We start from the raw sequence: 26510 nt of genomic DNA on the forward strand, positions 1-26510 counted from the left end.
GTGAACGTATCGCTCCCCTTGTCCAACAAGGGGAGCGATACGTTCACGCGGGTCAGGTGAGGCGGAATTCGGCGGTCACCCCGGAGAAAGGCGTGATCGCGCCGCTACCCCGAGCCCTCGACGCACCGAAGTGTTGGACTCGATACGTACCCGCCGGAGTATCGGCCGGAACATCCCACGTGATGCGCACGACGGAACCGTTGCTCCCGACCCGGCGCCAGTGCAGTTTGGTGGACCAGTCGTTGTCGTCGGCGACCCGTGTCCAGGATCCGCCGGTATTGCGCTGGATCTCGTAGAAGGTCCCGTTTCGGTGAGTGTCGTTCTTGGGGTGGCCGGTGACGAACTCGACGGCAACCTGCCCACCCGGTGAGGTGTCGCCGGGTTGGACGGTTGCGTCGCCGAATTGTGTTCCCGGCAAGGGCTCGTCGAAGTCGACGCCAGGTCCGAAGCTGGGTTGGAACCCGGACAGGTCGGCCGGAGCGGGGCCGCGAGGAGGTTCGGTGCCGTCGCGCATCGCAGCTGCAAGGGCGGCATACCCCTGCTGATAGGCCGGCAGTGTGTAACGACCGAACATCGTCGAACCGCCCTCGTACTGCTGCGAATCGTATTCCTGTGGTGTGGTGCAGTAGCTCGAGTACGAGTTCGCGTATCCCTGGAAGATGACGTTCTCGAGGGGAACCCCAAGCTCCTCGGCGACGGTTCGACGCACTCGTAATCCGGAGACGATGGTGAATTCCGCAGGGCCACCGACGATGTAGAACTGACCGATCCGCAGGATCTGGATCTTGAGTACGTTCGGCACCCATCCTCCCGGTGGCAGCAGGCCGACCGGAACGACTACGAGTTTGGGCGCCTGTGCGTCCTGAAGCCATTGAGGCACAGGAGCATCCATACCGCCCAGGGCGTCGATCATGGGGTTTCGGGTGCCCTCGGGGAAGATCGGGATTGCCGGTCCGTCCTCGACGCTTCCGGCGCTCATTGCCGCGCCGATCGCGGCCGGAGCGGTGCGGTGCTCGCGTCCGTCGGGGGTGAATCTTCCGCTCACCACCTGATTTGCCATGTCCAGGTACATGATCCGACTGTCGACGCCACCGGTGACGGTGTCGGACGCCGCGTCGAAGGCAGTTCGAGCTGCCGCTACCTGGCGCAGCCCGATGATGCGTGCGTTCTCGAATTCGTCTTCGGTCGGTCCGCGTCCGGGCTCGAGGAAGAGGTTGGGTGACATGTCGCCGCTGTTGGTCTGCGGAAACGCAGCAATGAAGCTGGTGTCGCCGTCGAGGTAGCGCACGCCCTGGTCGTCGTGCTCCCAGAAGTACGCCGCGGCGCCCTTGTTGTCCCCGGAGATGAGATGGTTCTCGTTCGTGAGCGAGGCGCAGTGGGTGGCGAACCAGTTGATCGCTCCGATGTCCTTGCTGCCCCGACTGATCCGCATGACACGCATGTGGTGGTCGTTGCCACCGGGGTAGTAGGCCTTGTCCTCTTCGGGATTGAGGTCGAACGCCACTCGCGATCGGTTGACGCTGGCATCGGTGAGATCGGACCGCCCGAAACGGACCGTGCCTGGCGCCAGGTTCTCGTGCGCAGCGCTGATCGCCTCGACCATGCCGTTGACCTCGGCTTCGAACACCTGCAGTTCGAAGCCGAGAACTGCGAGGTTGTACGCGTAGTTGTGCGAGGCCCCACCACATGCCGCGTGTGAATGGATGGCCGTCAACATGACGTTGCGTTCGGTGTAGATGTCACCGAACCTCCCGGCCAGTCGGCGCAGGACCTCGTCATGAACGGACTGGAAGATTATGCAGTTGTCGACGCACACGTAGGCGACCCGCGACCCGCCGGACTCGAAGATGAAGGCGCGTGCGCGCATTCGCTGGTGCAGGCCTTCGGCGCGTTGATCGAAGCTCGAGTAGCCCATCATGCCGACTTCGGCGACCGGTCCGGTCACGTCGGAAATTCCGACGCCCACCTGCAGTGACGCCGACGACTTGTCGGTGCGTGCGGGTGAAACGGTGCGTGCCGGCGAAGCTGCGACGGCCTGGTTCGTCGACAGAGCGGCGAGCGCAGGTGCGGCGGCAGCGCCTGCCAGTACGGTGCGTCGGGTGATCTGCACGAGTGTCCTTTCGGGCGGTCTGACGCGAGTTGGTCAACCGTCCAGGAGTGTAGCCCGAGTCACACGTGACCGAAAGGGGTGCCGTCGGCCGACACTCAGATTGTTGTGGCCTCCCCGAACGTCATCGCCAGGTTCTTGATGGTCGTGGTCATCAGGGCCCGGCGGGGGAGTCCCAGTTTCCGAAGCTCCGCCGCCATCGGGTGACTGCCCAGTTGAACCTCGGCTCCACCAGGGCGCGATTTGACGCCGGTCGGTGCCATGTCCCACGACGTGCACCTGGTGGCGCCGTCGAGATGTGAGTACGCGGCCAACGACATGTTGGCTCCGCCGCCCGGCACGCTGACGCCGGATTTCACACTCAACTGTGTGATGAGTTTGCCGTCGCGCGAGACCGATCCGCGCTTGACCGAGCCGACGTGCTCGGTGTCGAACTCGGCGAGCACCTTCGGGAATCCCCAGATTTCCCGGCCGGCGGCCTTGGTGAACTCGCCGTCCACCGGCAACTCGTGAATGAGTGCCCCTGCAGTTCCGGCAGCGAGCGAACGTAGATCTCCCAGCACCGAGGTTTCGGGAGGCGCAGTGTGGCTGCGCACCATGTACGTCACTCCGAATTCGTTGTACGGCCCCAGATCCCCGTCGATGTAGTCGACAAAAACCAGGCCGCACAGCGCCCGGCCGGGGCGGTACTGGAGCACGGTCAAGCCGGTGTAGTCGATGATCGACTGCGCGGTTGTGCTCGGTACCGAGTACAACGCCATGAAGGCCGACGCGGTGCGAACTTCGACGGGCATCTCGACCCTCTTGCCCAGAATCGTGTAGCTCATGGCGCTACCACCCCACGGAGTCCGTCGGAGCCGTAGACGGGTTCGAGCATCGAGCGGAAATCCGGTCCGCGGCGCAGCATTTGGCCTCCGTCGACGTTGATGATCTGCCCGGTGATCCAGGTGGATTGCGGTCCGAGTAGGAAAGAAGCGAGTCCGGCGACGTCCTCGACCTCGCCGACGCGTTCGAGCGGCGTGTTGGCCAGGTAGTCGTCCAGGATGGGGCCACCGTCGGTGATGAGCGCGACCAGATCCGTTCGGGTCAGACCCGGCCGGATCGCATTGACACGAATGTTGCTGGCGCCCAGTTCGTCTGCCGCCAATTGCACCAGGTGGTCGACGCCGGACTTCGAGACGCCGTACGCGCCGAACCAGCGATGTGTGTTGCTGCTGGCGATCGACGAGATCGCGACGATGGATCCACCGCCTCCTGCCACCAGTGCCCGCGCGCCGTGCTTGATCGTCAGCATGGTCCCCGTGACGTTGAGGTCGACGGTGCGGCGCCAGGCGTCGACGTCGAGTTGCGTGACCGGTGCGATGGTTTCGTTCCCGCCGGCGCAGGCCACGACTCCGTCGAGCTTTCCGGTGACGGACACCGCCGCGGCGACGGCGGCGACGACGTCTGTCTCGATCGTGACGTCGGCGGGGGAGACGCTGACCGATCCTTCCGGACTCGACTGCCGGATCGATTCGGCGGCAGCATCGAGTTTCTCCTTGTTGCGTCCGCAGATCGTGACGTGAGCGCCGGACCCAACCAGCGAACGAGCGATGCCCAGGCCGATGCCACTACCGCCGCCGGTCACCAGTATCGATGTGCCGGTGAAAGTGGGTATGCCCGCTGAGGCGGTGTCGTCGTCCATGCGTGTCTCCTGGTCGTTGCTCCGGCGGGCTCGCGTGCTGCTTCTGGAGGTTTTCCGGTCCGGCTTCGGTGAAAACGCCCCACGCTATATAGGAACAGGTTCTACTTATTGAGGCAAGGGTTGTGCGAGAGGTGGAGTGATGGCTACCAGACCGACCTTCGATTTGATCGACGGACGCTTCTACAGCGGAGACCTCGGGAATGTGCGCGACGCATACGCCTGGATGCGTGATCACGAGCCCGTGTACCGAGACGACGCCAACGGAATCACCGCGGCCGCGAGTTACGACGCCGTCGTCGCAGCCGAGCGGGATCCCGAACTGTTCTCCAACGCCGGTGGCATCCGCCCCGAAACCGGTCCATTGCCGCAGATGATCGACATGGACGACCCGCAGCACCTCACACGTCGACGCTTGGTCAATGCGGGTTTCACACGTAAGAAGGTCGAAGCCAAGGCCGGCCGTATCCGGGAGATCTGCGATCAACTGATCGACGCCGTCTGTGAGAAAGGAGAAGCCGACTTCGTCGCAGACCTGGCGGCACCGCTGCCGATGGCCGTCATCGGCGACATGTTGGGTGTCCGTCCGGAGGAACGCGCGTTGTTTCTGCGGTGGTCGGAGGATCTGGTGAAGGCATTGGGAAGCAACGCTTCCCAGGATCAACTGCAGGCCATGATGGTTGCGTACGTCGATTTCACCGCGTACATGATGCGAACCATCGCCGAGCGGAGGAGCGACCCGGCCGACGATTTGGTGAGCACGTTGATTCACAGTGCGGTCGACGGCGAAGCCCTCTCCGATCAGGAAATCGTCAACGAATCCCTGCTGATCCTGATCGGCGGTGACGAGACCACACGGCACGTGCTCAGCGGCGGCATGGAACAGCTACTGCGCCATCCGGACCAGCGCCGGGAGCTAGTCGACGATCCCGATGCCATTCCCTTGGCAATGGAGGAGATGCTGCGGTGGTCCTCGCCGATCAAGAACATGGCTCGAACCCTGACCCGTGACACCGATTTCTTCGGCGCGCAGCTGAAGGCAGGTGAGAAGATGCTGCTGCTCTTCGAATCGGCAAATTTCGACGAGTCCGTGTTCCTGAACGCCGAACGGTTCGATGTCGGCCGCACACCGAATCCGCACGTGGCCTTCGGCTTCGGAACTCATTTCTGTCTGGGCAATCAGCTGGCCAGGTTGGAGGGACGGATCATGTTCGAGCAACTCTTCGCCAGGCTGCCGGACATGGAACTTGCCACCGACGCGCCGTTGCAGCGGCGTGCGGCCAACTTCGTGTCCGGGCTCGAATCGATGCCGGTGCGGTTTAACTCTTCTGCCCCGTCAGCCGGGTAGTTGGCAGTTAGGAGGCGCAGCATCTTCGGAGAGGGGGCTGCCCGCCGGATTGACGTAGACGACCTCGAGCACCAATGGTGTTGTCTGCGAGTTGTTTCCGATGTGCACATGATCTGAACCGCTCGGTTCGATCAAAGTATTTCCGGCGCTGTAGATCCCGTCGACGGAGCAATCGGATCGGTAGTGGCTCAACGTGCCCTGCGCGATCAGCGCGTAGAGCGTCCCGTCGTGGAAGTGCCAACCGGTGGAACCGCCGGGGTCGATGGTGATCTGGCGCAGGATGTAGTCCTTGCCGTCGAAAGTCACCTGCCCGAGGATTTCTCCGTGTACTCCCGTGCTCGGTGTTGCCGACGCATTGATCGGCGTCAGCGACAGTCCGATCGCTGCGGACACTGCAAGCAGAACCTGATGGCGTTTACGCATGAGCGGCCCTCCCAGACGGATGTGCTCCTGAGTGTCCTCCGACAGTGTCCGATTTATCCCGGTTTTCGTGGATCTTGCAGGGTGACGGCAGAGGTATGCCCTTGAGAGGCGGTTACGCTCGTGTCATGCAGCAAGTCGCGACGAGGCGCCGGAGCCAGCCGCCGCCTGCGCTTCATGTTCGAGGCATTGATCGATCCGTACCGCCAGCCCGCCCGGCACTGGCTGGAACTTCTCGAGAGCGAGATCGCACCGGAGATCGTCAGGGCTGAAGAACCGGAGTTGGTGATCTGGTCGTCGATCTGGCCGGACCGACCCGACGCCGTCATCCGATTCGACATCGAGGCGGTCGGAAACAGCACGATGCTGCGTTGGACGCTCTTCTTGGACGATCCGATACCGCCCGAGGCAGAGGTTGTCAGCATGCGAAAGCGGCTCAACACCTTGATAAATGCGAATCTCAGGTTCAACTTCGGCCAATAAGTTGGATCACTGCCGCATTACTTGGTGTCGACTCGGCCGATCGGGTCGGCGTTGTCGCTGAATGCGGCCCGGGCCGCTGGCCAGCTGGTCTCATCGATGCGCAACGCGGTCCGAAGGTAGGCAGTACTCATCCGTTGGATGGCGGCGACCCGCTCTGGGTTCTCGTCAGTGGTCTCGGCGACTTCGTATCCGACGATTCCACCGAGTGCGTGCTCGGCACCGTAGAAGGTCAGGAGGTCGGTGGCTCCGGGGCTGTGCGTGTAGGCGTCGGTGAACCAGTCGGGTCCGCGGCTGGACATCTTGGACTGGTCGTGGTCGCCCGCGACGACGAGTGTCGGCGTCGTCAGTTCCTGGAACGAGGGTCGCATGAACGGGAAGTTCGCCTGCGCGAACGGATGCAGGTTCTCGCCGCCGAGACCGGTTGCCGCGAACAGGATTCCCGCGGTGACGCGACTGTCGGACATGTCCTGGCCGACCTGGCCGGCCTCGTCGAAGATCCTTGCTCCGAGGAGCGACTGAGCGGTTTGCCCGCCCCAGGAGTGACCAGTGGCGGCAACTCGACTGCGGTCGATGCGGCCGGCAAGCCCGGGCACGGCAAATTCGATGGTGTCGAGCTGATCAAGGATGCGTGTGAGATCCGCGATCCTCTCGGTCCAGATCGTCGGGAAAACCGGGTGGTCGAACCCGAAACCGTTCCGGCGCGAGTCCAGATGTGTCGGCTGGATCACCACGAATCCGTGGGATGCCCAGAATGCCGTGAGTGGCGAGTATCCATCGAGGTTCCAGCCGTTGCCGTGGGAGAACACCACAACGGGGAGGTTCGTGCCTGCTGCCGGAGCAGACACACGTACTTCCAGCGGGACAGGTCGATCGGGGGCGAACAACTCGACGGGGGCAACGGAGACGACCGGGGCGCCGGCGCCGATGATGCCGTTCAGAGTGTCGATCATTGATGAGGTCATGGCAAGTTCCTTGCTGAGGCTGCACCCTGCGATACTGTTTATCGGAGCGTCGCTCCGCAACATTACGGAGCGTTGTTCCGTAATGCAAACATATGTTGTGAGTCAGCGAGGAGTGCACATGGCTGATGCCCAGGACGAGCAGTCGCGCGTCGCCTCTCCCAAGCAAGTCGGTCGCCCACGTCGAAGCGAGCAGGCGCTGCTCGACGCGGCGGCAGCAGTGTTCGTGGAGTCCGGAGTCGACGCTCCGGTGCGGGAGATTGCGGCGAAGGCCGGCGTCGGCATGGGGACGATCTACCGCCACTTCCCGACGCGTCCCGAGTTGGTGGTCGCCGTATACCGACACCAAGTCGAGGCGTGTGCGGACGCGGGCCCACAGATGCTCGCGGAGAGTGCAACGCCCGAGGCGGCTTTGCGGGCATGGGTGGCTTTGTTCGTGGAGTTCCTGGTAACCAAGCATGGGCTCGCCGGTGCACTGCAAGGAGACAGCGCCGGGTCCGACGCTCTGCATATCTACTTCGTCGACCGCCTCGTTCCGGTATGTGACTCCCTCCTCGCGGCAGCGCTCGAGTCCGTTGGCACTGCTTCGCGGGTCGATGCGTACAACGTGCTCAAAGGCATCGGGAACCTTTGTATCGGTGCTGGGTCCGATGACCGGTACAAGGCCGAGGTCCTTGTACAGCTATTCATCTCGGGCGTACTCGCGCGGGAGGTTCGCTGACGCTCGGCAGTCAGATCAGCTCCGGATTCTCCGCGTACACCTCTTCGAGGATCGACATGTCGAACAGTTGGTCCGCTGTAATCTCCAGCCCAGCTTTCGACAGTGCCGCGATGTTCTGTTCGATCAGTTGTGGTGTCATCGTGAACAACCCGTTGGCTTTGGTATCTGCCGACACCACCAGATCGTTCTGTGCGGTGGCTTCCTTGATCTGCTCTTCGAGTTCGAGGTTCTGGTCCTTGCCGTAGACCTCGACGGCAAGCCGTGCCGACTCTGCCGGATCGGCGACCGCATCCTTCCATCCTTGGATCTCGGCCTTCAGGAATGCCTTGAGTTTGTCCCTCTCGTTGTCGATGGTGGACTGGAGAACCGTGAACGATTCGGCGACCAACGGCAGGTTGTAGTCCGCGAAGAGGAAGTGGGCGTTGGGGAAACCTTTGGCGGCCAGTGTGATCGGCTCGTTGGTCACGTAGGAGACCCAGCCGTCCACCTCGCCGTTCGCCAAGGGGCTCGGATCGAACTGCGCGGGCACGATCGTCATCTGGCTTTCGGTCAGGCCGTTTGCTGCCAGGAGAGCTCCGAAGACGAGCTGATTGGAATCCTGGACGCCGATCTTCTTGCCGATCATGTCCTGTGGTGAGTTGATCGGTGCCGCAGCGGAACTGACAATCGCAAACGGATTCTTCTGGAATGTCGCACCGACGATCTTTGCCTCCAGTCCGTCGAGTACGGCGGGGGCTGTGAGCTGCGGTGCGGACATTCCGATCCACACCTTGCCGGTGTCCAGGCCGGCTTCGACGCCGGTGCCGGCTGCGCCACCTGCCACCAGGTCTACACTCCCGAACCCTGCATCCTTGTAGTACCCCTTGTCGAGAGCGAAGTACTCACCGGCGAACTCGATGTTCTTGATCCAGGACAACTGCACTGCAACTGTTCCGAATTCGGAACCGTCGTCCGTGGTTCCGCCACTCGAACTGCTGGAGTCACTGCTACACGCGAGCAATGACGCACTACCGGCGACTGCGATGCCGGTCAGCGCGGAGTAGCGGAAGAAGGCCCTGCGGTCCAGCTGGCGGACGGGCTTGAATGGCGTCATGAATCGGAACACTAGGGCCAGTCGGTTTCGTTCAGTTTGCTTGGGAGAGAGAGTTTGTTGAGGTCGTGTTAACAGATGTCACGACTTGCCCGCCGAAGGACCGAAACGAGACAGAGCGATGCTTTCGAAGATCCCGACCACGGCGTAGAGGACGATCGACACCACGGTGATCACCACGATAGATGCCCACAATTCGTTGTACTGGTAGCGCGGAATGGCTTTGATCATGCTCGAACCCAAGCCTTGGCCGCTACCGAGCCATTCGCCGATCAGTGCTCCGATCAAGGCGCCGGGTACGGATACTCGTGCAGCGGCGAACACAGCCGGAAGTGCGGACGGCACGGACACCATTCGCAATGCGGTCCAACGACTCCCGCCGTAGGCAGCGATGAGGTCTTGTGCCTGAGCCGGAGCGGCACGTAGACCGACCATGATCATGACGAGGGCTGGGAAGAACACCACTATCGCAACCATGACTGTCACACCCACGATTCCGCGGCCGAATATCAGGACGATGATCGGGGTCATCGCAACGAGAGGAACAGATCGTAGAAGCATTGCAACGGGCATGAAAGTCTGTTCGACAGTGCGGGAAACGACGAAGATCGATGCCACCACGAGCGCGGCAGTCATTCCGACGGCAAAGCCGACACCGGCGTCGCGCAGAGTGATGAACAGGTTGTCGATGATGCCCGAACGAGCGTCGGCGGATTTTGGGCCGGAGAACAGGTACTCCCAGACGTCGGCCGGCGTCTTTCCCACACGCGGGCCGACCTGGGGGAAGGCGTTGAGGAAGACCACCCAGATGACAAGCAACAGCGCCGAGGCGATGGCAATCGGGGCGAGGAATCTCAATGTTCCTCGTACCGAGGTCATTTCTGTGCTCCCGGAGCGCTGGTCCACGGCGTGACGAGCCGGGCGATCGCTGCGACGACGGCGTACCCCAGACCGGCGAGCAAGGCGGCGGCGATAGCCATTCCCCACGTTCGCGGGACGTTGTACGACGTCTGAGCGGCTGTGAGTGCGACGCCGATCCCGCTGTCCACCCCGCCGAGATACTCACCGAGAATTGCACCCAGCACGGCCGAAGGTGCAGCAATCTTGAGGGCAGCAAAGGTGCTCGGAAGTGCGCTCACAAGTTGAACTTTGGTGAACTTCTGCCAACGCCCACCGCCGTAAGCGGCGACGAGATCGAGGCTCGTCTTGTCGGCCGATCTCAGGCCGGCGAGTGTGCCGACCATCGTGGTGAAGAAGCAGTACATTGCGGCGAGAAAGATTGTGGGGGTCCGGCCGCCGAAGACGACCAGGATGATTGGGCCAAGCGCCAACAGCGGTGTGCAGTAGCTCAGGATCGCCAGTTGTGTGGCCAATCCCTCGATGGGCGGAATGAGAACGACAAGCACGGCAAGCGTGATCGCCAGCAGGTTTCCCCAGAGAAAGCCCTGCAGCGCACCGGAAGCCGTGACGGTGAAATTGGGTCCGTACAGCGACCAACCGTCGTCGAACATCGTCGAGACAACCACCCACGGCGTCGGAATCGTGCCTCCCGCAACACCGGCCGCCGCCAGAATCCACCAGAGAGCGATCAGTCCGCAGATGCCGACTGCACCGCCGAACCACGTTGGACGCTTCAATCGGATCCGGCGCGGCACAGATGGCTGCGCCGCCGCGGTCGCGACGTTCTCGATATCGGTAATTGTCATGCGACGCCTGCTTTTCCGAAGAGCAGTCCGGAGAGGTAGTCGTGGATCTCGTGGAACTCGGGTGTACGCATCATCTCGGGTGTACGCGGGCGCGGCAGGTCGATCGGCACGACTTCGAGGACGCGTCCGGGCCGCGGCGTCATGACGGCGACGACGTCGGAGAGGAACACGGCTTCGGCGATTCCGTGAGTCACCATCAACGTGGTCGCCGGTTTCTCGGTCCAGATCCTGAGCAATTCGATGTTGAGCCGTTGACGGGTCATGTCGTCCAGCGCGCCGAAGGGTTCGTCGAGTAGGAGGACACTCGGCTTGACCACGAGCGATCGTGCGATCGACACACGCTGACGCATACCGCCGGACAATTGGGCGGGCTTGGCCTTCTCGAATCCTTCGAGGCCGACGAGCGCGATCAGGTCGGCTATCAGGTCGGGGTCGGGATCGATGCCGGCAACCTGAAGGGGCAGTTTGATGTTGGAGGCCACTGTTCGCCACGGCAGCAAAGCCGAATCCTGGAAGGCGATTCCGAGTTCGCGGCGCTTGCGTAACTCGGCCGGCGACTGTCCGTTGACAAGGGCCGTTCCCGACGTCGGACTATCGAGGCCCGCAAGGATGCGGAGAACGGTGGACTTCCCACATCCGGACGGCCCGAGCAGAGACAGGAAAGAGCCTTCGCTGGTTTGAAGGGACACGTCGGTCAGCGCGGTCACCGACCGACGACCCATCTCGAAGGTCTTGCCGAGGCCGGAGATGTCGAGACCGGTTCCAGCGGGGCGAGGTGTGGTGACGGGACTGGTCATTCCCGCACAGTACGAACGTCCGGTTGCGGTCATGTTGCCTGCGCGTCACCGCTGCGTGAGGCTGGTTCGGCGTCTCCTGTCACAGCGCCGTGGTGAGATGGACGTCTGGACGGAGTGAGGGGAGCGAAGATTGCTGAAGTTGTACCGGGCCGAGCGTTCGGACACCTTGGTCTCGGCGTTGGCCACGGTCCTCCGTACCCCGCTGTCGGATCCATTCGCCCGGGAAACTGTTGCGGTGCCGGCCAAGGGCGTCGAGCGTTGGCTCAATCAGCGGCTGTCCTCCCAGCTAGGCACGTCCGGACCGTCAGCAGTGGACGGAATTTCTGCGAACATCGCGTTTCCTTCACCCGCGCGCCTGGTCGCGGAGTCCGTGGCCGCGGTCAGTGGAATCACGGCTGACGACGACCCATGGTCGCCGACGCGATTGGTGTGGACGGTTCTCGATGTGATCGACGAGTCCCTCGGCGAGCCCTGGTGCGGAGTCCTGGCGAAACATCTCGAAGGCCATCGTGAAGGTCGACGGTTTGCCTCCGCCACACATGTCACCGAACTCTTCCGCAGTTATGCCGCGCAACGCCCGCAGATGCTGATCGACTGGGCCGCCGGGCGGTTGACCGACGGACACGGATTGGCGCTGTCGGAGGATTTCGAATGGCAGGCACGTCTGTGGTGCATCGTCGCGGACAAGATCGACGTTCCGGGGCCCGCAGAGCGACTGGGGCAAGTGAGCCGCGCACTGGTCGAGGACCCGGCCTTGGTCGACCTACCGGAACGCCTGTCGGTCTTCGGGCCGACACGGCTGCCGGTCGATCAGCGAATGATCTTGAGCGCACTCAGTGCGAATCGGGACGTGCACATCTGGCTCCCGCATCCCAGCCCCGCGCTGTGGACCAAGATGAGCTCGCGCATACCGCCTCGAAGTGAGAGCACGATCCGACGTTCGGAAGACGGGTCAGCGCTGATATCCGCCAATCCGTTGCTGTCGAGTCTTGCTCGCGACGTTCGTGAACTTCAGATCAGCCTCGGTGCCGCCGAGTTCGAGTCGGTGCATCTTCCCGAACCAGCCGGCCCGAAATCTCTCCTGGCGACGGTCAAGGCCGATGTCATCGCAGATCGTGCTCCCAGGGTTGCAGCGGAACCGGATGGGACAGTTCAGGTCCACGCTTGCCACGGGCCGGCACGGCAGGTCGAGGTGCTCCGCGAATGTCTGCTCCGATTGTTCGAGGACGACCCGACATTGCAGCCGCGCGACGTACTCGTGATGTGCCCGGACGTCGAAACGTACGCACCTTTGGTTCGTGCTGCATTCGGGCAAGGCGTCCATGGCCACCCGGGGCATCTCCTTCGAGTAAGGCTGGCAGACCGCGGATTACGTCAGACCAATCCTGTCCTGGCCGTTCTCGGCTCTCTCCTCGAATTGGCCGACGGCCGGGCCACAGCCAGTGAGGTTCTCGACCTGGCCGCGACCGAGCCTGTCCGCACACGTTTTTCGTGGGGCGACGACGAGTTGGAAAGACTGCGGGAATGGACGACGGAAGCGGGTGCTCGCTGGGGAATCGGTAGTCGGCAGCGTGCCACGTTCGGCCTCGACGCATTTCCGCAGAACACCTTCAACACCGCCATGGACCGAATCTTGTTGGGGGTCAGCGCGGACGAATCGGAAAATGCCTGGTTGGATCTCGCGCTACCACTCGATGACGTGGACGGCACAGACATCGACCTGACTGGACGTTTCGCAGAGTTCGTCGATCGCCTGGCCGTCTCGCTTCGCGATCTTGCCGGCCCACATTCACCGGCCGAATGGCTTCGTGTGCTGATGCGGGCCCTGGATCTGCTGACCGACACAGCGCCCGCAGATTCCTGGCAGAGCGCGGGGGCCCACCGCGAACTGGTAGCTGCTGTCGAATTCGGCGGAGAGACGGTGTTACGTCTGGCCGATGTTCGCGCGATGCTCTCGCGCAGCCTCGCGGGCAGACCGACGCGTGCCAACTTCCGAACCGGCGAACTGACGGTGTGCACGATGGTTCCGATGCGTTCGGTACCGCATCGCGTGGTCGTGCTGATCGGACTCGACGACGAGGTGTTCCCTCGAACCGGTGGAGTCGACGGCGACGACATCTTGTCACGTGATCCCGTTGTGGGGGAGCGTGATCTGCGCAGTGAAGACCGGCAACTGCTTCTCGATGCCGTGATGTCTGCGGGCGAACATCTGATTCTGTTGTATACCGGTGCCGATCCGGTCACCGGTGTCGTCAGACCACCGGCGATCCCCCTCAGTGGCCTTCTCGACGTACTCAGTGCGACGGTGGGTCCGGAAGCGATCAACGGAGTGCTGACACGGCATCCGTTGCAATCGTTCGACAATCGAAACTTCGCGCCGAACAAGCCGTTCAGCTTCGACACGGCAGCGCTGGCCGGTGCGAGGGCTGCCTCCGGAACACCGGTCGAATTGCCGACAGTCTTGTCGGCCGAGCTACCCGAGGTGCATCCGAAGGAAGTTAACATCGCCGACTTGGTGAACTTCCTGGTACATCCCGCGCGTGGTTTTCTGCGCCAACGCCTCGGCGTCCGGGTACCGGAACTCGACGACGACATCGCGGATTCGCTGGCAACCGAGCTCGATCCACTGTCCACCTGGGCTCTGGGTGACCGAATGCTTCTCTCGCGCTTGGCTGGACGCAGCTCTGCGGATTTTCGTGCAGCCGAGTGGCGCCGCGGCACTCTGCCGCCCTACAACCTGGGCGCTACGGTTCTGGGCAACGTCGAATGGGTGGTCGATCAGATTGCCGGACTTGCCTTGCCGCACTTCGACGGAGACTCCGAAGCTGTCGACGTCGACATAGACCTCGGTAACGGGCGTCGTCTCACCGGAACGGTAACCGGTGTGCACGGCAATTCAGTGGTGCGAGCGTCGTATTCCTCACTGGCGCCTAAACATCGGATGACGGCCTGGATCAATCTCCTCGCCTTGAAATCACACGGACGACCCGGTCCGCTCGATGCAGTCTCGATCGGACGGGGTCGGGGAAAGACAGCAGCGGCACGGTCGGTGCTCGATGCGCCGGGCAATGCGGTCGAGATACTGCAGCAATTGGTGGACCTACGGGAGCGGGGGCTGCAGCGCCCGTTGCCGATGTGGGCCGCGACTTCAGCCGAATATGCGCGCCGACGCTTTGGTGGGGAGTCGGTCGACGATGCGACAAACGGTGCGGACACCCAGTGGACCGGGCAGTACGGCGAGATGATCGATCCGAGCAACACTTACGTTTTCGGAGAGGCTCGAACACTTGCGGAGTTGGCTGCGGATCCGCCGTCGGACGACGAGTTCGTCTGGGCCGAGGAACCGACTCGGTTCGGAGTTCTCGCCCGACGACTGTGGGATCCGTTGCTGACCAACGAAAGAGCGGAGTAACCCGTGGACTTCGATCTTCTGGGGCCACTGCCGACCGGCACCACGGTGTTGGAAGCGAGCGCCGGAACTGGCAAGACCTACGCGATCGTCGGACTCGCGACCCGTTGTGTTGCCGAAGGCCTCGCTGACATTTCGCAAGTTCTGCTGGTGACATTCAGTAGGGCCGCCACTCAGGAACTTCGTGAGCGTGCCAGGGAGAGGTTCGCGGGAGTGTCCGCCGCTCTGGTCGACCCGGAGGCGGCGAGGCGGTCGGATGATGATCTGGTGGCGTACCTCGCCACAGCTGACGACGAGGAGATCGGCGTGCGGCGTCGTCGACTCCTGCGCGCTCTCGCGGAGTTCGACGCCGGCACCATCACGACCACCCACAGTTTCTGTCAGAGGATGCTCGACGGACTCGGCATCGCCGGGGAACGCGAACCGGACACAACTTTTGTGGAGTCGGTCGACGACCTGATCAGTGAGGTCGTCTCGGATTTGTACCTCAGCCGCTACAGCCGGACGGACTCGTCTCCACCGTTCTCCACGAAGGACGCGCTGGCCATCGCCCGAAGCGCAGTCGGTGATGGTCAGGCAATTCTCGAACCCGACGGCGAGGAGGAGACCGCACCCGGTCAGCGCGTCCTCTTCGCGGCTGCTGCTCGTGTCGAGGTCGAACGACGTAAGCGGACCAAAGGAATTCGCGACTTCAACGATCTGCTGACGCTGTTGCACGGTGTATTGACGGATCCGGAATACGGTCCCGTCGCGTGTCGTCGGGTGCGCGAAAAGTTCAAGGTTGTGTTGATCGACGAGTTCCAGGACACCGATCCGTTGCAGTGGGACATTCTGCGGTTGGCCTTCCACGGTCACACCACCCTGGTCCTGGTCGGTGATCCCAAACAAGCCATCTATGCGTTCCGCGGGGCAGAAGTCCTGAGTTATCTCGATGCGGTCGATCAGGCGGATGCGCACCAGGAGTTGACCACCAATTGGCGTAGCGACCCAGGGTTGTTGGCGGCACTCGAACACCTCTACGGTGGTGCCGCACTCGGCAACGAAGGCATCGTCGCGCATCCGGTGGAGGCTTCGCACAAGAAGTCTCGGTTGTTCGGCCCGGTGCCGATGCGTGTGCGCCATCTGCCCCGTACCGGAGCCGGACCGCTCAATCGTTCGGGATTTCCGGCCGTAGGCAGACTTCGCAGTCGCGTCGCGGACGACGTCGCAGCAGACGTGGTCGCGCTCCTGGGCGGCGATGCCCGCTTGGCAGTCGACGGTGATCCACGCCCGGTCGAACCGGGAGACGTCGCGGTGTTGGTGCGCACCCACAAGCACGTGGCGATGATCCGCGATGCTCTCGATGCCGTCGGTGTACCTTCCGTATTGACCGGAGGGTCCAGTGTTTTCGCGACACCCAGTGCGACCCAGTGGCTGTGGCTGTTGCAGGCGATCGAGCAGCCCCATCGCTCCGATCGTGTCCGGTTGACGGCCCTCTCGCCGATTTTCGGGCGCACCTCCGAAGAACTGGACAAGGACGGCGACAACGTCGTTGCAGAACTTGCAGGTCAACTGCGCTCCTATTCCGGGCTGTTCGCACGCGTCGGGTTTGCGGCTGTGTTCGAAAGAATCTCTGCCGAAACAAATCTGGAGAAGCGTGTACTCGCGGCCCCGTCCGGCGAACGAGATTTCACCGATTTGCGGCACGTCGCACAACTCCTCGGTCGCGTCGCCACCGAGGAAGCGTTCGGGTTGAGCGCACTGGTTCGCTGGCTTTCCGACCGAATCAAGGATCCGACGTCCGGGAGCGCGACCGACAGAAGCCGTCGCCTCGACAGTGACGCTGCCGCAGTGCAAATCGCTACGGTGCATGCCACCAAAGGGCTCGAGTTCCCGATCGTCTACGTCCCGTTCAGTTGGGAGAGCGTTGGCGGCTTCAACTCGCCGACGCAGCTGTTGCACGACCCGGAGGGACGCCGCATCCTCGACGTCGGCGGGCAGGAAGGCCCGGGGTACAACGCCAGAAAGACTGTTGCGGAGGCCGAAGAAGCGGGCGAAGAACTGCGGTTGCTGTACGTGGCGCTGACCCGGGCGCAGTGCCAACTCGTGCTCTGGTGGGCACCCAGCTACGGGACCTCCCGCTCGCCGCTGCACCGGTTGATGCTCGGACGTACACCCGGCATCGCCGAACCTGCTCGGGTAGTGAAGGTGCTCGACGACGGTACAACCGCAGCACGGCTCGCAACCTGGCCGGCAGCAGCTTCCGACGTGATCTCGGTGGAACCTGTTGGTCCCCATCCGCCCTCGCCCGTCCACTGGTCCAGAGCGGCTGCGGACGTGACCGAACTGGCCGCGGCGCGTTTCGATCGAGACCTGGACACTCTGTGGCGTCGTACGTCGTACTCGGCACTCACCGCCGGAGCGCACCACGCGGTCACGACCACGGGCAGCGAGGTCGAGGATCCCGAAAAAGACGACGAGCCAGAGGATTCCGTAGACCTCGGGAGCATTACCCCCTCGCCCCTGGAGGCGTTCCCTTCACCCATGAACGGACTTCCCGCGGGCGCCGCATTCGGCACGCTGGTGCATGAGGTGCTCGAGGTGGTGGACACGGCTGTGGCAGATCTGAGAGCGGAACTCGGGATGCGTTGCGCCGAGGCGGTCTCGGTACGGGCGGCCGAGGTCGACTCCGAAGCACTCGCGGATGCGCTGTATCTGGTGATGCAGACTCCCTTGGGATTCGGAACCTTGGCCACGATCGCGCCGAAAGATCGTCTTCCCGAACTCGATTTCGAACTCCCACTGGCCGGTGGCGACGATCCGGTGTCGATGAGTGTCACACTCCGCGGAGTATCGGAACTGTTGAGGCGCCACCTTTCCTCCGACGACATTCTGGCGTCGTACGCCGACTATCTGGACCGTGTCGAGACGTCACCGATGCGCGGATTCCTGACGGGCAGTATCGACGCAGTCTTGCGGATCCCGGGCCCGTCGTTCGTGATCGTCGATTACAAGACCAACCGGATCGGTCGCGGCGATCTGACGGCTGCCAACTACACGCGTGAACTCATGGCGACGGAGATGATGCGCTCGCACTATCCGCTGCAGGCACTGCTGTATTCGGTTGCACTGCATCGGTATCTGCGGTGGCGCCTGCCCGACTACGATCCGCACCGTCATCTCGGGGGCGCGCAGTATCAATTCGTGCGTGGGATGCTCGGCCCGGACAGCCCGCCGGAATGCGGTGTCTTCGAATGGAAACCGCCTGCTCAGCTGACGGTTGAACTATCGGATCTGCTGGCCGGTCTTGATGCGTCCCACACAGTAGGGGAGAAGATTCGATGACCGAGGCGCAATTGGCGCAGCGCGCCAAAGGGATCGTGCGAATCTTCAACGAAGCCGGGGTTCTGGTTGCCGCCGATGTTCATGTCGCGACGAGAGTGTGCAGCCTGGGCGGTGAAACTTCCGAAGAAGTGATGCTGGCCGCGGCGTTGGCAGTTCGGGCCGTGCGATCAGGTTCGGTGTGCCTCGATCTACGACGGATGCGTGATGTGAGCGTCGACAATGCGACGGAGGAGGAACTTACGTCGTTGCCGTGGCCCGAACCGTCGGAGATCGTTGCCGCCCTTCGGCTGAGCCCTCTGGTGATCGGCGGAAACGCCGGACCTCTCAGACCGCTCCGGTTGATCGACACGGACGACGGTGAACTCCTCTACCTCGATCGATATTTTCTGCAGGAGCAGACGATTCGGCGAGTGCTCGACGAGCGGGCGTCCACGTGGCCGCCCGCCGACCTGAAAGCGGCCCGAACGCGGCTGGATTCGCTGTTCGTCGACGAGAACGGGCCGACCATCGCGCCGGATCGTCAACGGATAGCAGCTGCTCTCGCCGCGACACAGTGGACCACCGTCATCGCCGGTGGGCCCGGAACCGGCAAAACCCATACGGTCGCACGTATTCTCGCTCTCCTGTCGGAGGAATTGGGTTCGAATGCTCGCATCGGTCTGGCCGCACCGACGGGTAAAGCCGCAGCACGGCTGCAGGAGTCCGTACGTGAGCAGACCGCGAGCCTTGGCCTTCCCGAAGAACTCGCGGCCATGACCCTGCACCGCCTACTCGGTTGGCAGCGGGGGAGTTCGAGTCGTTTCAAATACAATGCGACCAACAGACTTCCCTACGATGTGGTCGTCGTCGACGAGACGTCGATGGTCTCCCTCACGTTGATGGCGCGCCTGCTCGAAGCCGTTCGCCCCGATGCCCGGCTACTGCTCGTCGGCGATCCCGATCAGTTGACCTCAGTCGACGCGGGCGCTGTTCTTGCTGATCTTGTCGCCCGCCCGGTAAAGGTCAGTGGAAATCCGACGCTGACACAGTTGGTGGGTGACGATCTCACGGCCACTGGTTCCGAAGAGGCATTGAGTGCGGATGAGCAGGATCGTCTGCGGGGCGGGATCATTCAACTCTCACGCGGGCGCCGCTTCGACGGAACCATCGCGTCGTTGGCCAGGGCAGTTCGAGCGGGAGATTCCGGTGAGGTTCTGCGTATCCTGCGCAGCGGTGATCCAGCCGTCTCCTTCCATTCGCCCGAGGATGTTGACGCATTGCGCGCCGACATCGTTGCGAGTTCAGAGGTGGTGACGGCGTCGGCCGAGGTGGGTGATGCGATCGGCGCGCTGAAAGGCTTGGAATCGCACCGCCTTCTGTGCGCCCACCGTGACGGACCGTACGGTGTCGGGAGGTGGGCGCAGCAGGCGATGGAGTGGGTCGGCACGGCATCAGGGCAGTTTCTTGACCCGACGCGGTGGTATCCGGGCCAACCCCTGTTGGTGACGGCCAACGACTACGAGGCGAAGATCTACAACGGGGATGCCGGGGTGATCGTGCAGCGTGAGGATGGCGTGCCTATTGCCGCATTCCAGCGGGGCAGTGATGCGTTTCTGATTCACCCGAGCCAACTCTCGTCGGTGCAGACGGTTTACGCGATGACGATTCACCGGAGCCAGGGCAGCCAGTACGACACCGTATCGGTGATGTTGCCGGCCGAGGCGTCGTCACTGCTGACTCGGGAGTTGTTGTACACGGCGATCACTCGCGCCAGAAACCATGTGAGAGTAATCGGCACCGAGGATTCCGTGAGGGCGGGAGTGCAGCGACAGGTACTCAGGGCAAGTGGGCTGCGTCGGGAGATCCGTCCGTACGACGGGCCGTGAAAGTCGGATGTTGCGGATTCTCTTGGTCATTCGTTGTATACGACGAACACCTTGCGTACGGTCTCGGTGACCGTCCACGTACCCTTCCATCCGATTGGGAAGATTGCACTCGTACCGGCAACGAGATGTACGGGATCGCCGTCGTCCTCCTCGACGGTCATGGCGCCGGAGACGATGGTGATGATCTCGCCGCGGGTGAGGAACTCCCACCGCGACTTTCCCGGTTCGCTCTCCCAGACTCCGGATTGAATGCGGCCGTCGTCACTGGTGAACTCGACATCTGCACGAGTGATGATGTCTCCGCCGAGTGGCTCTGCACTGGGTTGGCCCAGCAGTGCTTGTTGGAAGATCCCACTTGCGCTGTTCAACTCTGCGGCGCGGAAGGTAACGGTCACAATTCGATCCTGACTTTCGAAACTCGTGTGAATCATCGGACTTGTCGATGATGTCGTGTGTCTGCTGAGCCGGGATACATTCACTTGTCGCATCTTTCGGCGTTTCGCTCGTACAGATGTCGAAAGGGTGATCGACCATCATTCAACCGGGGCTCAGGGAACCGTCTCACGCCGAAATATGCCCGAGCCCAGGGAAAACGCCCCCGCGCCGGTGATCTCGAACGGGGGTGATCGGTTGTGTATGAGGGGTTTACGTGGTGGACGCTGTCAACGAGGTGATGAAGCGCTCGGCTGCCGCGTCGACCTCGGCGTCGGGGGTGAGCAACCTCTGCAGCAACAGTCCTCGCAGACATGCGGTTGCGATGATGCTCTGCTGCTTTGCATCCACCACTGTGAATCCTTCGCGAAGGGCCGCCGCTTCGAGGAGGTGCGCCAAATCGTCGAGGTCGGCGGCGAAATCTTGAAATGCTTTGTGCTCGTACACCGCAAGTCCGGCCAGGTGAAAAAAGGTGCGGCTTCGATCTTCGTGCTCGGCGTTCGAGTAGAAGCTCCAGATCGCCGTGCACAGGGCTGCGAACCCGAGATCTTTGCCCATCGCGGCGATGACGAGGTTGTCACGGCGGCGAGCTTCCGACAGTACGGCGCTGAGGAGACCCGGTCGTGATCCGAAGTGATAGGTCAGCAGCGTGTGGTGCACTCCGAGTCGCTCCGCTACTTGTCGCATCGACAGCTTCGGGCTTGGGCCGGTTTCACCGAACTCGTCGAACAGTGCCTGTAACAGTCGCTCTCGACCCTCCCCAACCGGCGATCTCACGCTACCTCCATTGACGGGTTCACCACTGTTGAGTACGGTACCGCATATCGAATTCACCAGTGTTTAGGAGAGTGGTTTCCAATGCTCGGAGGTCCCTTTGACTGACGTATGGTTTGCCGGCGGCATGGTCGCGGATGGATCGGGCACCGACCCGGTCGAAGTCGACGTGTGCGTGAGTGGCGGCATTGTCACCCCGATCGGACAGGCGCCGTCGGGTTCGACGACAGTTGACTTGGACGGCATGCTTCTGACTCCGGGGCTGATCGATGCTCATGTCCACCTGGGTATTTCGAGTCCGATCCGAAGGCAATTCGGGTTTGAGCTCTCGGCAGCCGAACTGGCTGCGGGCATCTTCGCCACCGCGGGCGATGCCCTCGACGCGGGCTTCACCACGGTGCGAGACGTCGGTGGCATCGACGGCGGAGTCGTCGACGTTATTGCGAGCGGCAAGGTGCGTGGTCCGCGTGTCCTCTCGTGTGGTCCTGTGCAGTGCCAGACCGGTGGACACGGCTACTACGGGGCCGCATGGGAGCCGACCGAGCTGTGGAACATGCACCACATTCCAGGGCTCTGCGCCTTGTCCTTGATGTCGGGCAATGCCGACGAGCTACGACGCAACGTGCGCGAATCGTTCCGCCGAGGCGCAACATTTCTGAAACTGTGCGTCACCGGCGGTGTCGTCGGAGGCCATGACAGCCTCACCGACACACAGTTCACCGTCGAGGAAATCTCCGTGGCAGTGGAAGAAGCAGCGTCGCGCGGCACCTACGTCACGGTCCACGCCCACAACAATGCGGGCATTCGCAACGCGGTGCGGGCCGGCGTCCGGTGCGTGGAACACGGCACCGACATCGATGCGGAGACGGCCCAGCTGATGCGGGAACATGACGTGGCACTTGTCCCCACCTTCGCCGTGGTCGAGCAGTTGGCGGACACCGAAAGCATGGACCTGGACCCGGCAATACGAGAGCGTGCAGCCGGAGTGCGTCAACGCATGGCCAGAGCGCTCGAGGCCTCTCGCGCAGCAGGCCTGAGGATCGGCCTGGGCTCGGACCTCATCGGGCCGCACCAAAAGCGCCGAGGTGAGGAGTTGCACTTGCGCGCGGAGTTGGAGTCGCCGATGCATGCACTTGTTTCGGCCACCAGCGTCAATGCCGACATTCTCGGTATCGGGGAAAGCGTCGGGACGATCCGCGTCGGTATGCAGGCGGACATGGTTGCCTGGCAGCAAGACCCACTCCGAGACGCAAAGGTCTTCGCCGATCCGGACATGGCTGTTCTCGTCGTGAAGTCCGGAAATATCGTCAAGGGAGACGTTCGATGAGCGCAATGCTGCACGGATGCTTTGCAGACACGGAGTACTTCGAAATCACGGCGAAGTCGGGACACAGCTACGGCGTCTGGGTGACCACACCCCCGGCTACGCGGACTCCATGGATCCCTTACCGCTGATCTACGTGATGGACGGCAACTGGGCTGTAGGTCTTACCGCCCCGCTCATCGTCACGCAGGCAGACCCGTACCTGACGGTCGCCCCGTACATCCAGGTCAGCGTCGGATATGCCGGTGAGGAAGCTGCCAACTGGGCACGGCTCCGCAACCGCGATCTCGTGCCGCCTGGGGAACCGGTAGGCGAAGAAATGATGGCTACTCTCGCCGCTGCTCGCGACTCGGGTGCAATGACCCAGGAGTACGTGGACGCCTACCTCGAGGAGCTGGCAGACACCCACGGGGACGTCTTCCTCGACTTCCTGACCAACGAACTCCACCCTCGCCTGTACTCGTCGGAGCTACGTGTCAGCGAGTCCGGGCACGGACTCTTCGGGTACTCGTACGGAGGCCTTTTCGCCCTCTACGCATGGCTGCGCGACGCGCCCCCATTCGCGACCTTCGGTGCGGGTAGTCCCGGAGTTGTGAACGCCGACAGCCAGATCCACACGCTGGTCGAGGCACTGCCCGAGCGTGGCGTGGGCTCAGTTGTTCCGCAGCTGCACGTCACGCTGAACGAAGCCGAACTGACTGGACCCATTCCGATCTATCGCGGACTGTCACGCAACGTTCTCGCCGTCGTGGAGCAGTTGCATGGCAAGGGACGGTCGCAGGATGTTTCGACCGCGTTGTTGCACGAGACGCACGTAACCGGGCTGCAGGCATCGTTCCTGAGCTACTTGAAAAAATGCCATGCACGGTAGCTGTTCGTCCCGGCGACGATGTGCACGCTGACACGTTCGACGGGCGATTTTCCGTAGACGCCGTTGAAGGAGAAGTCGGCTGTGGGTGTCCACCACGTGGTGGACACCCACAGCCGTGTCTATTCAGTTGTCGCGGCTATCGATTCTCCAAGCCGGACAACACTTCTAACCCATGACGGTCCCGGTCGACTCGGCATTGGGTGCCCGAAGGCGGGAGAATGCGCCGAGGTCGATTTCGAGCCCGGTGTGCATCCCGACATAGGTCAGGGGATCAGCGTCGTGATCGTGTCCAGCTTCCACCTGGTCGATGATCCTGGACATGAGGCGCCCAGCGATAGGGGCATTCTTGAATTGGTTCCCGCTGGTGCCCATGGCGACGTAGAAACCTTGCCTGTCTGTCTTGTCATAGATCGGGGTCCAGTCGGATGCTGCGTCGTACACGCCGGCAATACCTTTCGGTTGTGACGGGACCTCCAGGGTGGGGAAACGCCTGGCGGCGCGGAAAACCTGCGCTTCGAACCGGGCAACAGTGCGATTCGGGTTGGCGGTATCAGGATCGTCGATCCACTCGAGCGGATCGCAATCCGGTTCGGTTCCGCCGACAAGGAATCCGTTTCCAGGTTCGGCTCGCATGTAGGTTCCGAGATCCAAATCGGCGATCATCGGGCCGAGGATCTCGTCGTCGTTGTAGCCAGTGGGTGCGGTGACGTGATGAACTTCCTGGCGCAAGGGCCGAACCGAAACCTTGAAGTCGGCCCCGACGTTCGACAGCTTGTTGAACGCTCCTGACCAGGGGCCGGCGGCATTGACGACAATCTTGGATTTCACACTTTCCCCGTCGTCGAGCCCTAGCTGCCAGATGCCGTCAGGCAACTGCTCGACTGCCACTACACGCGTGTTGTATGCGAAAACTGCACCGTGCGAACGTGCTGCCGCAGCAAGATTCGCGGCAGCCAGTTGCGGGTCGTCGACGAACCCCGCCTGAGGTGTGTACAGCGCGCCGAGCGTGGTTTCGGCATCTGCGAAGAAGGACTCCGAGTCGACTGGCTTCGGAGGATAGTATTTGCCGGCGTCGATACCGGGAATCTTCTCGACGAGTGTCGTTGCGTCCCAAAGCTGGTAATCGATTCCTATCTTCTCGAATAATCCGATCGTGCGCGCGTGGGGCGCGACGTCGACATCGAGCAGTGCCATCCCGCATTGCCGAAACTTCGCAAGCGCGCCGTCGACTGTCGCGTTGAGATGCTCGTTCCAGTTTTGCCAGCAATGCAGCGACTCCCAAGCCGCAGCCATACCGTCGAATGTGGAGTAGTTGAACCGGATAACCGCACTGGATGCACTGGTCGAGCCGTAGCCCGGACCACCAGACTTGTCGATGACCAGGACTTCGTAGCCTCGAGCGGCCAGTTCGTAGGCGATGGAGCTGCCGATCACTCCAGCTCCGACCACAACTGCATCGGTCTTGTCGGTAGGCACTTTCGGCCTCTCTTTCTACTGATGGCTTCGCCGGATCGAAAGCACAGCTGTTCGATCCGGCAAGCTTGGGTTCTGGTAATTCCGACGCCGTCGACTTCCTCTGGAGAGCTTCATCCCGACTTCTCGGATTCGGCTCTGTCTTAATGAATTTGGCACCTGAAAGTCCAGAGGTGTTCGTCGTCCTCAACTCTCTCGTGGCGGCCATCGGAACGCTATCGACAGCTGCGCAAAAAATCACAGCCGTGGCGCGTCCGTTGTCAGAAATGTTTCGTCGGGCTGCCCTGCGTGGCAGACCAGTTTTTCGTTTCCGGAATCCCTCGCCACAGAATGGGAAGCGCGATCAAAGCGATGGCGGTCGCATAGAAGGCAGGCGACAGATCGCTTCCAGTGGCGTTGACCAGTGCTGCGCACACCAGAGGAGCGGTCCCTGCAAAAAGTGCATATGCGATGTTGTAGGGGATTGCCGTGCCGGTGAATCGCGCATGCGTCGGCATCATTTCGAGAATTACGAGCAAAGCGGACGCGAGTAAGGAAAGCGCGAGGACCAGAGAAGCCAGTGCAACGGCAATCGCGAAAATGTTTCCGGTACCGATGAGCATGTAGCTGGGCACCGAGACGAAAACTGACATCACCATGCCGATTCTGACGAGTGGCCTCCGGCCGATTCGGTCGACTGTGGCGCCGAAGAAGATGAACAGCGGTACTGCGAGAACCAAAGCGCCGGTTGTCATCAGCAGTGCCACCGTGCTCGGAACATCGGCTGAGAGAACCAGAAATGTCGGCATGTAGCCGAGCAGCATATGAGTAACGACACCGAGCGAGGCGAAGTACACGAAGGACGTGAGCAGAGTCCGCCAGTGATTGCGGAACAGATCTGCGAGTGGGCGGGTTGGAAGGGAATCGTTTTCTTGCATTTCCTTGAACGCCGGAGTCTCCTCGACGGCAAGCCTCATGAACAGGCCCACCATGGCGACAACGCCTCCGATGATGAACGGCCAACGCCATCCTCCGTCGGCGAAGTGCTCAGCGCCGACCGAGCTGAATGACAAGACTGTGACCGTGGCCAAGATGCTGCCGACAAATGACGAAGAGCTGATTATCCCTGCGTACAAGCCTCGGCGGTGGGACGGCGCATGCTCGACGACGAAGGTGGCAGCTCCGGTGTATTCGCCCCCGGCCGAGAATCCTTGAACCAATCGGCACAGCAGCAGCAACAGCGGTGCGGCAACACCGATCGAAGCGTACGTCGGTAGGAGACCGATTGCCGCCGTCGAGCAGCCCATGAGCGTAATTGCCAGGGACAGTGACCTCCGTCGGCCGAGGCGGTCACCAAGCCGTCCGAAGAATATGCCGCCGGCAGGTCTGGCCAAGAAGGCGACTCCGTAAAGAGCGAAGGTGGCAAGCAGTGCGCCACTGCCGAACTCCGGAGGGAAGAACACTGTCGCGAGAACTGCGGCAGTGAAACCGTAGATCGTGAAATCGAACCATTCGACGATGTTGCCTGTCGCCCCGGCGATCAGGGCCCTACGGCGCGCCGATCGACGTCCAGGTGGAGTCTCGGTTTGATGCCCTGCAGGAGCATTCGCTGTGCCGGTCATGATGATTCCTCTCGGGATATGCTGAATGGCAACGGCTTTGCGACATCACGGTCACCGATGTCATTCGAGGTATTCGACATTGAAAGAGGTCGGTGGGATTCGATGTTGAACTGGCGAACGAAGGT

22 protein-coding genes are annotated in these 26510 nt (G+C 62.3%); 9 read left to right on the top strand and 13 right to left on the bottom strand.

Annotated elements, in window-relative coordinates:
- Positions 1–52: 52 nt before the first annotated feature.
- The 3 genes from EHW12_RS03965 to EHW12_RS03975 all read right to left on the bottom strand — a co-directional run bounded on the left by EHW12_RS03965 (position 53) and on the right by EHW12_RS03975 (position 3791).
- Positions 53–2110 carry a neutral/alkaline ceramidase gene (locus EHW12_RS03965; RefSeq protein ID WP_125050310.1) on the bottom strand — a complete coding sequence of 686 codons (2058 nt, stop codon included), beginning with the start codon at positions 2108–2110 and terminating at the stop codon, positions 53–55.
- A 95-nt stretch (positions 2111–2205) separates the two neighbouring features.
- Complete coding sequence (locus tag EHW12_RS03970) at positions 2206–2934, bottom strand: acetoacetate decarboxylase family protein (protein WP_042920495.1); 729 nt, start codon at positions 2932–2934, stop codon at positions 2206–2208.
- A complete protein-coding gene (locus EHW12_RS03975) occupies positions 2931–3791 on the bottom strand; it encodes an SDR family oxidoreductase (protein WP_064112429.1) in 861 nt (286 codons plus the stop codon). Before EHW12_RS03975 ends, EHW12_RS03970 begins: the two co-directional genes overlap by 4 nt.
- Before the next feature lie 139 nt (positions 3792–3930).
- On the opposite strand from EHW12_RS03975, the gene EHW12_RS03980 reads away from it, so the two are divergent.
- Positions 3931–5136 carry a cytochrome P450 gene (locus tag EHW12_RS03980; RefSeq protein ID WP_064112430.1) on the top strand — a complete coding sequence of 402 codons (1206 nt, stop codon included), beginning with the start codon at positions 3931–3933 and terminating at the stop codon, positions 5134–5136.
- On the opposite strand, the gene EHW12_RS03985 is transcribed toward EHW12_RS03980, so the two are convergent.
- Positions 5125–5559, bottom strand: coding sequence for a cupin (locus tag EHW12_RS03985; RefSeq protein ID WP_003945598.1), 435 nt, complete (start codon positions 5557–5559; stop codon positions 5125–5127). The genes EHW12_RS03980 and EHW12_RS03985 overlap by 12 nt on opposite strands.
- 174 nt (positions 5560–5733) lie before the next feature.
- Between EHW12_RS03985 and EHW12_RS03990 the strand changes: the two genes are divergently transcribed.
- On the top strand, positions 5734–6039 hold the full coding sequence (locus tag EHW12_RS03990; RefSeq protein WP_007734126.1) for a hypothetical protein: 306 nt from the start codon (positions 5734–5736) through the stop codon (positions 6037–6039).
- Between the two features lie 17 nt (positions 6040–6056).
- Here the strand turns inward: EHW12_RS03990 and EHW12_RS03995 are convergent, their stop codons facing one another.
- Positions 6057–7001 (bottom strand): alpha/beta fold hydrolase, encoded by a 945-nt coding sequence (locus EHW12_RS03995; protein ID WP_039973382.1) that lies wholly within the window; start codon positions 6999–7001, stop codon positions 6057–6059.
- 118 nt (positions 7002–7119) lie between these two features.
- On the opposite strand from EHW12_RS03995, the gene EHW12_RS04000 reads away from it, so the two are divergent.
- The gene (locus EHW12_RS04000) at positions 7120–7719 is read left to right on the top strand and encodes a TetR/AcrR family transcriptional regulator (protein ID WP_007734129.1); all 600 of its coding nucleotides are present in this window, start codon (positions 7120–7122) and stop codon (positions 7717–7719) included.
- A gap of 10 nt (positions 7720–7729) precedes the next feature.
- On the opposite strand, the gene EHW12_RS04005 is transcribed toward EHW12_RS04000, so the two are convergent.
- The 4 genes from EHW12_RS04005 to EHW12_RS04020 form a co-directional block, all read right to left on the bottom strand.
- Positions 7730–8812, bottom strand: a complete 1083-nt coding sequence (locus EHW12_RS04005) for an ABC transporter substrate-binding protein (RefSeq protein ID WP_042449795.1) — start codon at positions 8810–8812, stop codon at positions 7730–7732.
- Positions 8813–8890: 78 nt separating this feature from the next.
- A complete protein-coding gene (locus EHW12_RS04010; protein ID WP_042449420.1) occupies positions 8891–9688 on the bottom strand; it encodes an ABC transporter permease subunit in 798 nt (265 codons plus the stop codon).
- Positions 9685–10515, bottom strand: coding sequence for an ABC transporter permease subunit (locus tag EHW12_RS04015; protein ID WP_003945560.1), 831 nt, complete (start codon positions 10513–10515; stop codon positions 9685–9687). Before EHW12_RS04015 ends, EHW12_RS04010 begins: the two co-directional genes overlap by 4 nt.
- A complete protein-coding gene (locus EHW12_RS04020) occupies positions 10512–11345 on the bottom strand; it encodes an ABC transporter ATP-binding protein (protein ID WP_003945415.1) in 834 nt (277 codons plus the stop codon). Before EHW12_RS04020 ends, EHW12_RS04015 begins: the two co-directional genes overlap by 4 nt.
- A 97-nt stretch (positions 11346–11442) precedes the next feature.
- Between EHW12_RS04020 and recC the strand changes: the two genes are divergently transcribed.
- The 3 genes from recC to recD are packed head-to-tail and all read left to right on the top strand — an operon-like array spanning position 11443 to position 19910.
- Positions 11443–14724 (top strand): exodeoxyribonuclease V subunit gamma, encoded by a 3282-nt coding sequence (gene recC / locus EHW12_RS04025; RefSeq protein WP_064112441.1) that lies wholly within the window; start codon positions 11443–11445, stop codon positions 14722–14724.
- 3 nt (positions 14725–14727) lie between these two features.
- Positions 14728–18045, top strand: coding sequence for a UvrD-helicase domain-containing protein (locus EHW12_RS04030; RefSeq protein ID WP_064112442.1), 3318 nt, complete (start codon positions 14728–14730; stop codon positions 18043–18045).
- Positions 18042–19910 carry an exodeoxyribonuclease V subunit alpha gene (gene recD, locus EHW12_RS04035; RefSeq protein WP_125050311.1) on the top strand — a complete coding sequence of 623 codons (1869 nt, stop codon included), beginning with the start codon at positions 18042–18044 and terminating at the stop codon, positions 19908–19910. Before EHW12_RS04030 ends, recD begins: the two co-directional genes overlap by 4 nt.
- A gap of 26 nt (positions 19911–19936) precedes the next feature.
- Here recD and EHW12_RS04040 read toward each other — a convergent pair whose 3' ends face one another.
- Together EHW12_RS04040 and EHW12_RS04045 are read right to left on the bottom strand one after the other, a co-directional pair.
- Positions 19937–20305, bottom strand: a complete 369-nt coding sequence (locus EHW12_RS04040; RefSeq protein ID WP_064112446.1) for a cupin domain-containing protein — start codon at positions 20303–20305, stop codon at positions 19937–19939.
- A gap of 250 nt (positions 20306–20555) precedes the next feature.
- Positions 20556–21119, bottom strand: a complete 564-nt coding sequence (locus EHW12_RS04045) for a TetR/AcrR family transcriptional regulator (RefSeq protein ID WP_064112444.1) — start codon at positions 21117–21119, stop codon at positions 20556–20558.
- Positions 21120–21216: 97 nt separating this feature from the next.
- Here EHW12_RS04045 and EHW12_RS04050 point away from each other — a divergent pair, with 97 nt between their 5' ends.
- From EHW12_RS04050 to EHW12_RS04055, 3 genes are read left to right on the top strand one after another with little or no spacing between them, the layout of a single operon-like run.
- Entirely contained in the window at positions 21217–22443 is a 1227-nt protein-coding gene (locus EHW12_RS04050; protein WP_241199093.1) for an amidohydrolase family protein, read from the top strand.
- Entirely contained in the window at positions 22440–22571 is a 132-nt protein-coding gene (locus EHW12_RS35785; protein WP_277426205.1) for a hypothetical protein, read from the top strand. Before EHW12_RS04050 ends, EHW12_RS35785 begins: the two co-directional genes overlap by 4 nt.
- On the top strand, positions 22553–23311 hold the full coding sequence (locus EHW12_RS04055; protein ID WP_241199094.1) for an alpha/beta hydrolase-fold protein: 759 nt from the start codon (positions 22553–22555) through the stop codon (positions 23309–23311). The genes EHW12_RS35785 and EHW12_RS04055 overlap by 19 nt, the downstream gene beginning before the upstream one ends.
- A 165-nt stretch (positions 23312–23476) precedes the next feature.
- On the opposite strand, the gene EHW12_RS04060 is transcribed toward EHW12_RS04055, so the two are convergent.
- Positions 23477–24787 carry an FAD-dependent oxidoreductase gene (locus tag EHW12_RS04060; RefSeq protein ID WP_003945449.1) on the bottom strand — a complete coding sequence of 437 codons (1311 nt, stop codon included), beginning with the start codon at positions 24785–24787 and terminating at the stop codon, positions 23477–23479.
- A 257-nt stretch (positions 24788–25044) separates the two neighbouring features.
- Complete coding sequence (locus EHW12_RS04065; RefSeq protein WP_058039219.1) at positions 25045–26385, bottom strand: MFS transporter; 1341 nt, start codon at positions 26383–26385, stop codon at positions 25045–25047.
- Between the last annotated feature and the right edge of the window lie 125 nt (positions 26386–26510).

The organism is Rhodococcus sp. NJ-530 (assembly GCF_003860625.1).
GTDB lineage: Bacteria > Actinomycetota > Actinomycetes > Mycobacteriales > Mycobacteriaceae > Rhodococcus_F > Rhodococcus_F qingshengii.